We start from the raw sequence: 12767 nt of genomic DNA on the forward strand, positions 1-12767 counted from the left end.
TTAGAACTTTTTTTATTTTAGTAAATTCTTTTACACCCTTATTTCTTCCTATAACGTACCCAAATCATAAGCGGAATAAATAATATTGCCATGTACGCACCGATAAAGCTGAGGAATGCATAGCTTGAGTTGGCCACGATAATACCTGAAAGCAGGCCACCTGCAGAGCCGGCAAGTGCAACTGAAACATCAACTGAGCCTTGGATTTTCGCACGGTTTTGAATCGTTGTAGCATCAATAATCATAGCTGTTCCACTAATGAGTCCAAAGTTCCAGCCAAGACCAAGTAAAATGAGTGCAAGTGCTACCGACCACATCCTATCCCCTGGCGAATACGCTGCTATAAAGCCAGCAAATGATAATGTGACACCCGAGGCAACAACCATCCATGACCGCCCCACTTTATCGACCAAAATCCCCGTTACAAGAGAAGGTAAATACATCGCGGCCACATGCATACTAATCACCAGTCCAATAAGTGACAGTCCACTTCCTGCCCGCTCCATATGAATCGGTGTCATCGTCATAATTGCAACCATCACAACATGCGACATCACAAGGACAATCGCACCGACTCCAACTCCTAAACGATCAACTGTAGATTGTTGATTTACCCCACCTGTAGAAACTTGCTCTTCGTTTTGTTTTTCTGCAATAGCAACTGCCACAAGTAAAGGATCCGGTTTCAATAAGAAGAAAAATATAAAGCCAGCCATTAAATAAGCAACAGCTGCCAGTAAAAATGGTCCAGTTAAAGTTGGTAAACCAATTGCCTCAGCAAGATGACCGGTGGGCGTAACTAAATTGGGACCTGCAACCGCTCCAATTGTCGTCGCGACCATTGCCATACTAATTGCTGTTGCACGCTGTTTTGGCTTAGCCAAATCTGTTCCGGCATAGCGTGCCTGTAAGTTCGTTGAGGTACCTGCTCCATAAATGAACAAAGCCAAAAATAGCAGAAGGATATTTTCCATCGTCGTAGCAGCTATGACCCCGAGCGCTCCAATTCCCCCTGTGATAAATCCGAATGACAGCCCGTATCTTCGCCCAAAACGCTGTGAAAAACGGCCGACTAAAAATGCGGATAATGCAGAGCCAAGTGTGAATAATGCAGTCGGCAAACCTGTAAAGCTCTCGGAACCAAGCATTTGCCGAGCGATTAACGCCCCGACCGTAATTCCGGCAGCCAGTCCTGCTCCGCCAAATGTTTGCGACAAAATAACAACCCACAACGTTCTTTTATAAAGCTTTTGTTGTTCTTCCTCTGATTGAACATAGCGCTCTATTGAGGGATTTTGTGTTTTTTTCATAGACTATTCCTATTCTTTCATTTTTCTTTAGAATATTGCTGTGTTCAGGTAAATAGAAATAAAACAGCGGTATTCCGGAATTCAAGAAACACCACTGTTTATATTATTATTTTTTTATAACAACCTTTTTTCTAATAGACTCTTCTTACTTCTATTTTAGTAATACCTTTAATATTTAGCAACTTTTCCCTATTTAAGTCTACACTATAAACGGCGTTCCTTATCGCCTACACGCAAAATATTTTTTTTTACATTAAAGGTTTTTACTTCTTAAAAATCGGGTAAGGTTTTCGGATAGTTCTGCACTAGATAATTTGATTGAAAATTAATTTTTTCTCTTCGATAGTGCATCATTAATTAGTAGTTGAATAGAAATAAGGTATTGGTTCTACAAAATTTTTAGGGGGTTTTTAGCATGGTACTTCGTTTAATTAATACAACAGGCAGTGACACATTTCATTGGCAAATATGGAACGAGAAGAAACAGCTACATATAATATCCGGCAAATTAGGGGTTCCTGGCACAAAAGAAACGGTTTCGTTAGGATTTTTTGAAAGCTCTAAAGGAACGATGAAGAAATTGGCAAAAGAAAAGATAAATCAAGGTTATGAATATGTAAAAGAAGAGTCCTATACAAAAATGGTTGTTCAATACCGTTATGAGGATGAGTCACAATTTGAAGCAGCAGAGAAAAAAACTTTATGGGTAGAAGACTTACTGGACGAAGTTTTATATTTGACTGGAAATGGAAAGCTTTATGGCTCAGAAGTTGGAGATGGTGCTGGGACTACTTTTTGTCTTGTTATAGATTTGGATCTGGCATTAAATACTGTATTGGAAGAATTATCAAAAAACCAAGTAATTGAAGGGGCGGAAATCGCCTATGAAAACAAAGAAGGCAATTATATTGGTATATATCCAGAAGGTATAAAGTTTGAACTTGTATAATTAAGCCTATGTAACTTGGGGCATTCATACCTCAAATATGAATGCCCCCGTGTACATATTCTTTTCTATTTCTCTTCTTGAATTGCTTCGATCAATGTTGTAAATAGTTGTGCATCATCTGCATCTTCATCCGTTACTTCATTTAAAATTTCCGAATCATCTGCATCAATCACAAAAAGGCTTATGCCGTCTTTTAAAAACTCGTCCGCTTCTACTTCGCCTTCGTAGTACTTATAAGTAGCAATGACGATATTCGAGCCTTCTTCTTCATCAAAAAAGAAATAAAGCTTATCCGTGTTGCCATACACTTCCTCTAAAACTGATTCAAGTTCGTCAGTTCCTTTGCTCCACTTCACTTCGTTATTAACGGTTGCAGCCACAAGGGACTCCATTAGTTCATCTACTGTATTTGTCATATAATCCTCCAAATCCGCTATGTTTACGGTTAGTATGTCTACTGTAACATATTTCATTTAGAAAAGATGATTTATACCATTGTCATAAGCATACCGCCGATTATCCCTGTCACTACAACGACCATAGGAGATAACTTCCAGAATGCGAGCATACTGAACAAAGTGGCTGCAAATGCAAAGTCCATTGGAGTCAAAATTGAGCTCGTCCATATAGGGGTATAAAATGCTGAAATTAATATACCTACAACAGCTGCGTTCACACCCATAAGTGCACCTTTTACTTTTGAATTGCGTCGTAAGCCATCCCAAAATGGCAATGTTCCAAATACTAATAAAAAAGCCGGTAAAAATATGGCCACAGTTGCCAATAAGCCGCCAATCCAGCCATTCATTACGGCACCTATGTATGCTGCGAATGTGAATAGTGGACCTGGAACAGCTTGTGTAGCCCCATAACCTGCTAAAAACGCCTCTTCACTCAACCAGCCAGTCGGTACAAATTCCCTTTCAAGTAACGGTAACACGACATGACCTCCTCCAAACACGAGTGCACCTGAACGATAAAAGCTGTCGAATAGGGCAATCCATTGAATGGAAGTCAGTTCTCTTAAAATAGGAAGGAGGAAAAGTAAGCCGAAAAATAATACTAAACAGCCTATTGCAAAGCGCCTGCTTAATGGAAAGGGCGACATTCCTTCCACGTCAGCTTTCTCTCTTTTGTATAGTAGAAATCCAATGAACGCACCTAAAAGTATTACTCCTAATTGCGAATAGGCGGTTTGCCATATTAATGTGACTATTACAGCAAAGAGGGCTATCGTTTTTCTTTGTCTATCCGGTGTTAAATTTTGTGCCATTCCTAATATTGCGTGTGCTACCACTGCCACTGCTACGATCTTCAATCCATAAATCCAACCTGCCTGACTCAAATCCAAACCTTGAACGACTAATGCAAATATAATAAGTGCTACTACAGATGGTAATGTAAAACCTATAAATGATACAATGCCTCCTATTGCTCCAGCACGTACCACACCAATCCCTATCCCTACCTGACTACTAGCAGGGCCAGGTAAAAATTGACACAATGCCACTAAGTCTGCATAACTTTTGTCGTCCATCCACTTTCTTTTCCGGACATACTCTTCATGAAAGTAGCCTAAATGAGCAATTGGCCCTCCAAATGAGGTAAAGCCCAATTTAGTCGATACGAAAAAAATCTCTATTAACGTTTTAAATAACCCTTTTTTATTCGGATCCAGTGACTTCATTTTATCTCCTTCCATTACCCTTTGAATATCATAATCGTAGCAAACATCCCTCTTTTCAAGTAATAAATTTACGAAACTTTACAAAACTTAAATAAAAAGAAAAACCCACTATTCTCTTTACAGATAAATAGTGGGTATTCCATGCGAGCTCAATATTTATAGGTTGGTAGCCAAATATTAAGAGTTGCATTGCTTATATTCGTTTGTAAGTTATTCCGTTTGTTCCAAGAATCGATTAGCCCATATATAATATTTTTGCTTGGCATCTTTCTTTGAAAGAATACCTTCATATAAAGTAGTACCCTTTTCAATATCGAATATTTGGAGTACGAAATCTTTTTCCATTTCGTTTAATACGTAGAATTTACCGTTGTAGCCATACGTATTATTCATTTCCTTATTCACGAATTTTTCAGGGTGTGGAACTGTTATCGGTTCAAGCCATCTTTGTTGTCCGATATTATAACGGTAAATCCAAGTGTCGGTATCCGTCATGCGAGCTGCAACGAAATAGTTATTATCTACCGTACCACTTTGTATATCGATTTCTAAACCGTCCGGTAATTCGAGTGGCGTTATTTCATTTGTTTCCATATTTACTACTTTAAACTGACGTGAAATGATATTACGTACTTCATGCTCAGCATTATATAATGTCGTTGAATAGATAAGATATTTTTCATAACCTAGATTATGATACTGATTATAAATTTCAAGATTAGTATACATCGCTTCATCATTTGTAACAGTCTCAATGGAAGTCTCGCTTACTAACTGTTGTTTATCTAAATCAATGATAACAATGTAAAATTCTTCATCACCATTGTTAAGGTAATGTCTGACTAACAACTTCACCTCATTATTTACAACAGTTATATTATGAACCGTAAGCCAGTTAACTTTCTTATTTAATTTGGATTGTATGTCAAATGTAATCCGATCGTTTTTTACTTTATCCAATAAATCGAATCGGTAGCTGTAGGAGTCGCCTTCATTTAATTTCCAGGTTTCATTTGGCTCTTCTACGTAAACAAGCTTCGTTTCATCCTCAAAGTAATTAGTGGCACTAAATCCTTTTCCACGCATAAAGTTTTTATTCTGCTCGATTAAATCGCGGAATAAAAGTGGTGCTTCTTGATATTTGAAATCGTCTACTAATGTTGTTTTATCTTTTCCAATAATAACCGAATTATATGTCATTCCCTCATCTATATTTCCTTCTATTAATAGTGAGTCTACATATTTTTCGTCCCCAGAAATTTTATCAAATGTAATATGATAATTTTTAGCATTGGCGACTTGGATATAATGGATACTTACCGTGACTACAATAACTCCGACAATTAAAAGAAGCTGCCAGTATTTTTTCATCTGCTTCCCCTCCCCTACACATTAATCTTTCGTTTTAATAAATAGTCTGCTAAATAAAGAGCCACCCCAAGTGTTAAAATACTCGTTACAGCAGTCAGTCCAATAATTTCGTTCAAGTATAAATAACCTGTAATATCCTGGATAATTACTGGGATTGCCATAACAATGATTGAAACGACCAGATAAATGACTCCTAGGAAAATACCTTTCAAATGGTAGCTTCGTTCAAATAAAATCGCTGTAAACACGACAGCTACTACTGTTGCTCCAAGTCCATAAAGAAGGGCAAACAGTAAAGGAGTCTTTGGATATAAGAACGATAATATATCGAATGAATAAATATAAGCTTTACTTGAATCAGCACGCAGCTGATCTGGTATAATGCCATGAATAATCAGTTGCACCACTTCTAATAAAGCAATTTGTATTCCTACTAAACAAAGTACGAACAGCAAAATCGTAGTCAGCTTGGCAAAATAAATGTTTCTTCGTGCAGTTGGCAGCATTAATAATCGATAAATAAATGACGACTTTCCAAGCCAATCACGATACCAAATGAAAAATACGTATATGATTAAAATTGATGCTGCGAACATAATTGAAAGTATAAAATACCCCGAAAATAAAAATTCTTGGAGATTATACGCCCCATACTCATGTACGTATTGACTTTCACCTAGTAGCTTCTGCGCCATCGTTGTTTCTACTCTGTTCATATAACTAAACGATGTCAGAAATGCCCCTATAACTTGAGCAACAATTACCATAACTATGAGTGTTAGAAAGAGTTTACTAAATCGCTTTATCTCAAAATTGACTAGCTTTAAATATTCGTTCATCCTACATACACCTCCCGCATCACATCTACTACGGATTTACCTTCTATTTCACGGATCTCTTCTACATTCATTTCTCTTAGTACTCTACCATCGCCGATAAGCACAGCTTTATCTATTAAGTGCTCAATATCATTGATTTCATGTGTCGTAATAATAACACCGCGATTTTCAATTAAGTGACTAGTAAAGACATTCGCAATTTGCTCACGTGAGAAGATATCGATACCGGAAAAAGGCTCATCCATTAATATGTAGTCCACATCTAATGCTAAGCCAAGCAGTAGATTGACCTTTGCCGCATTCCCCTTTGATAAGCCTGAAAGTTTATCTTGAAGGTCTAGTTTGAAAAAAGTAAGTAGTTCTGTTGCACGCTGTTCATTCCATGTTTTATAAAAGTCCGCCATAAACTCAAAGCTTTCTGCAATCGTATAGTTCGGCAGCATTGTAAGTCGATCCGGAATGTACGTAATTTTTTCGTACGCATCCTTATTAATCTTTTTACCATCGATTAATATTTCACCGCGGTCTATTGGTGTTAGCGCCATAATCGATTTCATGATTGTTGTTTTCCCAGCACCATTTATACCGATTAAACACGTAATTTGCCCTTTTTCCGCTGTGAAGCTCATATCTTTTAATACTTGTTTTTTCCTGTATTTTTTAAAGACATTTTTTACTTCAATCACGCTGCTCAGCCTCCTCATACTTTTTTTGCACGAGCTCCATAATTTCCGGAAGTGGTGCATTGATTGATTTAATAGAACTTATGAACACCTGCACCGCTTCAGTAATCAGCTCTTCACGAACGCTTTTTAATACTGCTTCGTCCTTCGTAATACAACTTGGCATATTTCCCTCTGTATAAATCAATTTTTGCTCCTCCATTTCCTTATAGGCACGTTGCACCGTATTTGGATTAATCTTGAGCTGATTGGCCAGCTCCCGCCGTGATGGAATCACATGTCCAGGCGCAAAGAAACCTTTTGCAATTTGTTCCTTAAAATGGCGAATCACTTGCACATAAACAGGATCACGATTATTAAATTTTACATCCATTGTTGTCAGCTCCCTTCGTGTATTAATGACCTAGTACACTATATCTAAAAAAATGCGTTCTCACCTGTACTAACCCTTTAATACAGTATACACAAAAAAATGTATTAAGCACTTCATACACTCCTTAAAGTGTATTATGCGGTTAATACATTTCTTTTGTCAACATTTTTTTTATTTTTTTGGAAATAAAGTGGTTTATCACCATAACATAGGGTTGCTTTTGATTGATTGGTGGGCTACGGCAAGACAGCGCTAAAGCCACGTGATACGTGTCTTTAACACTGCCTTTATTGCCGTTTGGGAGGCCCACCAATCCCAAAATTTTGCCCTCGTTATAAAGTGAAGTCAACAACACCCAATCAAGCCGCTTGCGCTATCGCGAGGCGGTGGAGAGCGAAATTGCTATGTTTTATCTCTTCATTTTTGCGCAGAAATTAACTTTATGCCAAAGCAGAGTGACGCAGAGCAAAGGATAAGCCGCCATTATACTTCCTCACTTATGATAATGAGCCATTAAAGATATTAAAGATAATTCTCTACTGCTGTTTTAGGATAATCTGCTTCAATCCACTGATGGTCTTTTTTCATTTTTTCATCAGTAATTAAGAAATAGTTATAATGAACTTTATCACCTTGATCAGGCACCGGGTCATTCCATGTAACATCCAAGTGGTACCACTGTCCATCCACTTTTACTAGATTCCAGGCATGAGGACCGCCCGCATCACCGATAACGTACTTTGCTTCAATACCAAGCTCTTCAAACATTAATAATGCTGCTAGTGCGTATCCTTCACATACGCCTTCCCCATTGACTAAAACGGAGTATGGTGTATGTGCATTGGCTTTACTGTTCAGATTATATTTTGTATGCACTACTAAGTAGTCATTTACAAACTTCACTTTTTCCGCTTCTGATGCATCGTCAGGAATAGTTTGAACAATTTGCTCGATCATACCTAATACAATCGCATTTTCTTCAGCTGTTAAATCATAATTTATCGTAGCCTGCCATTCAATTTGATTGCCAAAGGACCTTGCACGTGTTGAGAAATCTCCCATGACTGCCCATAAATAAGGCTCGTTTACCTGTAGCCACCTATACACTTCATCAACCGTGTTCTCAAAATCAGATGCATCCCCCTCATAATGCAGGGTAAACTGATTTTCGAATTTGGACATATGATGTGCAATAGCTTGCCCTAATTCTTCCACATTCGTGATGACCTGCGGATAATCTTTTACATCATATACAGGAATGACCTCATCATTTGCCAATGGCTGAAAGTTAAAGCTCTGCAGTTTATTTTCTGCATTAAATAAACTGGAAACGATTGAATCAATTTTGTCTTCCAAATCGACATTCAATTTTAATTGAACGTCTTTATTAATTGTCGGCAATGTTAACGAGGATGCTTTTACTTCATCTACTACCAATACACCAAAAAAAGTTGTTGCTATCAGGAAAATAAATGTGAGCATTCCTTTAGAAAACGTTAATAAACTCGCGAATAGTTTTGTCAGAGGATTTTTTACCATTCGATTCAGTTCACTTGTTGCCCTTTGCTCGAATTTCCTTCTATTTTTTGAAGTAAACAAACGACTTGGTCTATGGGTAACAATGTTATAAACGCGTTTATAAACTTCGGACAATTGTTGCTTATCACCTTTAGCTAGCCGAATCTCTGTTTTATTTTGAAGGAGACCTTTTTTTATTTTACTGCGCAAGTACAGCTGCGATGTAAATGAACGGAAAGTCTTTATAAAAATTGTTAATAGAATAAGAAATATGCATGAAAAAATAATTAAATTACTCATAAAACCCCCTATGAAATCTATACTCAATTTAATACTACCAAATAACTTTTTTGAATAATAATTATATGTTCTAAATTGTTTTTAACATTACATAACTAATACTTCCTTATTACAGCCCCTAATATACAGTTCGCTACTAATATATATTTTTTTGTCACTAGTTGTTCCGTTGGCAATGACAGTTGCAACCCATTTTCTTTCAAAATTCGATAATATGTGCGTAATCCTTTTGCATAGGATATACAATTAGCAACAATTTCCTGAATTTTTGTTAATGGGCTGGTGATTGGTGTCGAAAGATTGGATTTGGCTGTCGTCCTGGTTTTAAGGAATGCTGAGTATTTATTAATACCGAATTGCAAACTATTTTAGAAAGGACTGGAAAATTGAACGATTTTTTAAATTTCAACCGTATGATTGCAGGAGATATTATTAAGTATGTTTTTTGGGCTTTGGCCGGATTAACAATTATCGGTGGTTTACTATCTGCTTTATTTTCCCTTTTCAGCGGAGATATTATTTCGTTTTTAATGTGCCTTATATTCACTGTGTTGGGGCCAGTTATAATTCGGATTTACTGTGAGTTAATGATTGTATTATTTAAGATTCACGAAAACATAGTGGAGATTAAAAATAAGTAACCTTATCTTAAAAAATGGGAAACTCAATAGTAGGGTTTCCCTAATATTTAATTCGATTTCTGTTGAAAGCAGTCTTCACACATGAAACTTCCTTCATTATTTAAATAAGCTTTTATTTCTGTCATCCCTTTTCGCTTTGGATAGCGCATTTTAATATAAACTACCTCCTCACCTTTAATTTCTTTACCGCATATAGTACATTTAGGCTTTTCTCCAAACACCGAATATTCCTCCCTATATATTTGTTCATCTACTTTGTTACGAATAAGATACATAAAAGTTTCTAGAAATCGGGCTACGTTCTTATTTTTTAATTCATACAAAAGGTTGAATCTTTCGAAAATTATTTACATACGCTGAATTAAAGTGTAAAATTACACTAATTGAGTATTATATTAAGAGAGGTGAGATGTTTGGAAAAAGAATCTGAAATGTTAGAACGGATCGGTGCACTTGAACAGGAGTTACGTACATTAAAAGCTGAGGTCCAGCATTTAAAGGAACATACGAAGTTCGAGAAAGTCGTACCCGCACAAAATAAAATGACAACATCCGTTCCTGCTGTAAAGGCCCAACCAAAAGATACACTTGTCATTAAGCAACCTGTCCCACCTAAAGAAACAACGCCTAAGGAGACAGAGCCTAAAAAGGAACAACGATCTCTCGAAGAAACATTTACCCGTGCACTCCCTAGAATTTTCATGGTTATTTTAGTGCTCGGAGTCCTTTGGGGCTTAAAGCTTGTTAGTGATTATGGCTTTTTATCAGAAAGTGTAAAAATAATTGCTGGCTTTATGTTATCTGTCGGTCTTGCTGTATGTGCATATTGGATGGAGAAAAAGCAAAAGGGATCACGGGTTGTAGCCTTATCTCTTTACGGCGGTGCATTCATCGTCGGGATTTTAGTTACGGCTGCAGGAGCAATCATATATGATGTACTGAGCCTTTACGTTGCACTCGTCCTTGCACTAATTTACATTATTTACGGCGTATTCATTAGCTATTTAAAAGGCAATGAAGCATTAACAGCGCTCGTTGTATTTACATCGCTGCTGCTTCCTTATTTACTTGAATATATGGAATTTAGTGAGCTTATCATTGGTAGTTTCATAGTATTGCTATTTACTACTGTACAGATTGTTATTTGGAAACATAAACAGCGAAAAGCCCTTTATATTGGTATGGCTTTTTCAATATTGGCATTGGCAATTGTATCGATATTCCATAATGAACAGATTTTGTTCTTTGCACTTGCAATTCTCACGTTATACTGTGTCTTTTTAGTAAGCTATTTACGTTTGTATTCGAGCAAAAGCAAACGCAATGCGAGTATGCTCTTTACCTTTACCATTATTGTCCTATCACTAATTAATGGATTGCTAATTAATAAAGATATGGAGCTTTTAATTGTACTAATTTTGATGCTGGGAGCTTTAGCCGGTTCGTTATACATTGCGTTTAAACGTGCAGATAAACTGTTAATTGATATGTTTGCAACACTATCTGTCCTAACAATTTTAAACATTATTGCGCAACTGAATATTTCACAAGAAGTTATGTTCCTTTTATTCGTACTTGTTTCATTTGCAGGGTTAATACTCGCTGTGAAGCATGACATCATCTTTATGAAATGGGTAAAGGGCATTACGTTTTCTATACTCGCTATTTATGTTTTTACTTTTTATTCCGTTCAACCGTTTTTCTCGATGGAACATGTAACAATGGTACTCGTCATCGCTATGCTCGCAGGTTTATATGCAATGCTGCTTCGATCTAACCGTGAGCCAGTAGAAAATAAAGAATGGATTATAGGATTACGTGATCTATTTCCACCCCTACTTTATGCTGCGGGGCTACTATACATTTGGAAATTAGACTGGGCGTATATGCCGATGCAATTTACTAATTTTTTATGGTTTAGCGTAGTTGCGATTGGCTTTGCAGGAATTGTTATGGTGAACCGAGCGTTTATCGGCCGGTTGCTTCCGTTCCTTGCCGGTGGAATTTACGGATTTGTGTGGCTCATATTACTAGTGAATACATGGGTTGATGAACGAGCGATTGTAGTCGCGATACTTGTCCGTATTTTATATATTGCTGTTTTATGGGCAATCGTAGCAGATTTATGGAAGCGCGGCATTATTTATAAAAACTATGAAGCTTTTATAGCCCGCTATACAGAACAATTGACGATTGCCGGTATGATTATTTCAATTATATGGCTGTTTAATATAACGCATTTCATGAACTATCATGATCTCATCAATTGGAACTCAGCTGTTATTTTAAATACGGTTTCAATTTTCGTTATCGCTAGCTTGTCGCTCTATTTAGCAGCGAAACGAAGTTACCGAAACTTGAAGCTTGTTGGAATAGGCTTGCTGTTTTTCGGCATTATTAAAATGATTTTCTTTGATTTATCTGAACTCGACATCTTAATTCGCTCCATTTCATTCATTGCCATTGGAGCAATCGGGCTCTTTATTTCAAATAAACTGTTAGGAAAAGATAAAGAAGGATAAGATTAATGGAGGTGGCCTTAGCGATTTTGTTAAGGCTGCTTTTCTTACATGAGGTGATAAAATGGATAGACAATTTATTATGCAAATTACTTCGGAAAGTTTAAAGCTTATCCGAACAGAAAATAATTTTACACAAGATAAGATGGCAGAAATTTTAGGTATTTCCAAAAAGACACTCGTTCAAATTGAAAAAGACCGTACACTTGCGAATTGGACAACTACGATTGCCATTTGTGCACTGTTTCGCCACAGCCCTACACTACAAAATAAAATTGGCGGTGACCCGATGGAAGTTATCGAGCTTACGGCACATGATGTTATTATCACTCCGAAAGAAAAAACAATGGGTGGCTACATTTGGTGGAAAAATATTGATGAATTTAAAAATCATCGTCTTCAGCAAAATTATTTAAGCGCTCATTATCGAATTTTGGATGATGAAAACTATCGTGTATTAAGCACGTTTGATGAGAACACTGCAATGAAAAAATGGAAGGAAATGAAAAAAATCCTTTAAATCTCCTGAAAGCCAAGACGATTTTTCCCTTCCCTACTATAAATCTTCCCATTACGG

At 36.8% G+C, this 12767-nt stretch carries 13 protein-coding genes; 4 read left to right on the forward strand and 9 right to left on the reverse strand.

The features are described from left to right. Positions 1-38 precede the first annotated feature (38 nt). Positions 39-1310, reverse strand: a complete 1272-nt coding sequence (locus MKY13_RS15470; RefSeq protein WP_339213682.1) for an MFS transporter — start codon at positions 1308-1310, stop codon at positions 39-41. Between the two features lie 415 nt (positions 1311-1725). Between MKY13_RS15470 and MKY13_RS15475 the strand changes: the two genes are divergently transcribed. Beyond that, positions 1726-2259, forward strand: coding sequence for a hypothetical protein (locus MKY13_RS15475; protein WP_191699779.1), 534 nt, complete (start codon positions 1726-1728; stop codon positions 2257-2259). 65 nt (positions 2260-2324) lie between these two features. On the opposite strand, the gene MKY13_RS15480 is transcribed toward MKY13_RS15475, so the two are convergent. The 7 genes from MKY13_RS15480 to MKY13_RS15510 all read right to left on the reverse strand — a co-directional run bounded on the left by MKY13_RS15480 (position 2325) and on the right by MKY13_RS15510 (position 9030). Next, positions 2325-2675: a hypothetical protein gene (locus MKY13_RS15480; protein ID WP_339213683.1), complete on the reverse strand. Its 351-nt coding sequence runs from the start codon at positions 2673-2675 to the stop codon at positions 2325-2327. A gap of 71 nt (positions 2676-2746) precedes the next feature. Then, on the reverse strand, positions 2747-3961 hold the full coding sequence (locus tag MKY13_RS15485; protein WP_339213685.1) for a chromate transporter: 1215 nt from the start codon (positions 3959-3961) through the stop codon (positions 2747-2749). Positions 3962-4156: 195 nt separating this feature from the next. Next, a complete protein-coding gene (locus tag MKY13_RS15490) occupies positions 4157-5317 on the reverse strand; it encodes a hypothetical protein (protein ID WP_339213687.1) in 1161 nt (386 codons plus the stop codon). A gap of 14 nt (positions 5318-5331) precedes the next feature. Continuing rightward, positions 5332-6156: a hypothetical protein gene (locus tag MKY13_RS15495; protein WP_339213689.1), complete on the reverse strand. Its 825-nt coding sequence runs from the start codon at positions 6154-6156 to the stop codon at positions 5332-5334. Further along, positions 6153-6842, reverse strand: coding sequence for an ABC transporter ATP-binding protein (locus MKY13_RS15500; RefSeq protein ID WP_191699775.1), 690 nt, complete (start codon positions 6840-6842; stop codon positions 6153-6155). The genes MKY13_RS15495 and MKY13_RS15500 overlap by 4 nt, the downstream gene beginning before the upstream one ends. Then, positions 6835-7212 (reverse strand): GntR family transcriptional regulator, encoded by a 378-nt coding sequence (locus MKY13_RS15505; RefSeq protein WP_191699774.1) that lies wholly within the window; start codon positions 7210-7212, stop codon positions 6835-6837. The genes MKY13_RS15500 and MKY13_RS15505 overlap by 8 nt, the downstream gene beginning before the upstream one ends. Before the next feature lie 522 nt (positions 7213-7734). Beyond that, positions 7735-9030 (reverse strand): transglutaminase domain-containing protein, encoded by a 1296-nt coding sequence (locus tag MKY13_RS15510; protein WP_339213691.1) that lies wholly within the window; start codon positions 9028-9030, stop codon positions 7735-7737. 356 nt (positions 9031-9386) lie between these two features. Here MKY13_RS15510 and MKY13_RS15515 point away from each other — a divergent pair, with 356 nt between their 5' ends. After that, a complete protein-coding gene (locus MKY13_RS15515) occupies positions 9387-9671 on the forward strand; it encodes a DUF4282 domain-containing protein (protein WP_225231200.1) in 285 nt (94 codons plus the stop codon). Positions 9672-9718: 47 nt separating this feature from the next. On the opposite strand, the gene MKY13_RS15520 is transcribed toward MKY13_RS15515, so the two are convergent. After that, positions 9719-9892 (reverse strand): Fe3+ hydroxamate ABC transporter substrate-binding protein, encoded by a 174-nt coding sequence (locus MKY13_RS15520; protein ID WP_191699771.1) that lies wholly within the window; start codon positions 9890-9892, stop codon positions 9719-9721. Positions 9893-10084: 192 nt separating this feature from the next. On the opposite strand from MKY13_RS15520, the gene MKY13_RS15525 reads away from it, so the two are divergent. Continuing rightward, on the forward strand, positions 10085-12193 hold the full coding sequence (locus MKY13_RS15525; RefSeq protein ID WP_339213693.1) for a DUF2339 domain-containing protein: 2109 nt from the start codon (positions 10085-10087) through the stop codon (positions 12191-12193). A gap of 61 nt (positions 12194-12254) precedes the next feature. Beyond that, on the forward strand, positions 12255-12710 hold the full coding sequence (locus tag MKY13_RS15530; protein ID WP_339213695.1) for a helix-turn-helix domain-containing protein: 456 nt from the start codon (positions 12255-12257) through the stop codon (positions 12708-12710). Positions 12711-12767: the final 57 nt, after the last annotated feature.

This window comes from Solibacillus sp. FSL W8-0372 (assembly GCF_037969735.1).
Taxonomy (GTDB): Bacteria; Bacillota; Bacilli; order Bacillales_A; family Planococcaceae; genus Solibacillus; species Solibacillus faecavium.

Coding starts and splice junctions, on each gene's coding strand:
- MKY13_RS15510 (WP_339213691.1), bottom strand. CDS start 9,030: ATGAGTAATTTAATTATTTTTTCATGCATATTTCTTATTCTATTAACA.
- MKY13_RS15480 (WP_339213683.1), bottom strand. CDS start 2,675: ATGACAAATACAGTAGATGAACTAATGGAGTCCCTTGTGGCTGCAACC.
- MKY13_RS15490 (WP_339213687.1), bottom strand. CDS start 5,317: ATGAAAAAATACTGGCAGCTTCTTTTAATTGTCGGAGTTATTGTAGTC.
- MKY13_RS15530 (WP_339213695.1), top strand. CDS start 12,255: ATGGATAGACAATTTATTATGCAAATTACTTCGGAAAGTTTAAAGCTT.
- MKY13_RS15485 (WP_339213685.1), bottom strand. CDS start 3,961: ATGGAAGGAGATAAAATGAAGTCACTGGATCCGAATAAAAAAGGGTTA.
- MKY13_RS15495 (WP_339213689.1), bottom strand. CDS start 6,156: ATGAACGAATATTTAAAGCTAGTCAATTTTGAGATAAAGCGATTTAGT.
- MKY13_RS15505 (WP_191699774.1), bottom strand. CDS start 7,212: ATGGATGTAAAATTTAATAATCGTGATCCTGTTTATGTGCAAGTGATT.
- MKY13_RS15470 (WP_339213682.1), bottom strand. CDS start 1,310: ATGAAAAAAACACAAAATCCCTCAATAGAGCGCTATGTTCAATCAGAG.
- MKY13_RS15475 (WP_191699779.1), top strand. CDS start 1,726: ATGGTACTTCGTTTAATTAATACAACAGGCAGTGACACATTTCATTGG.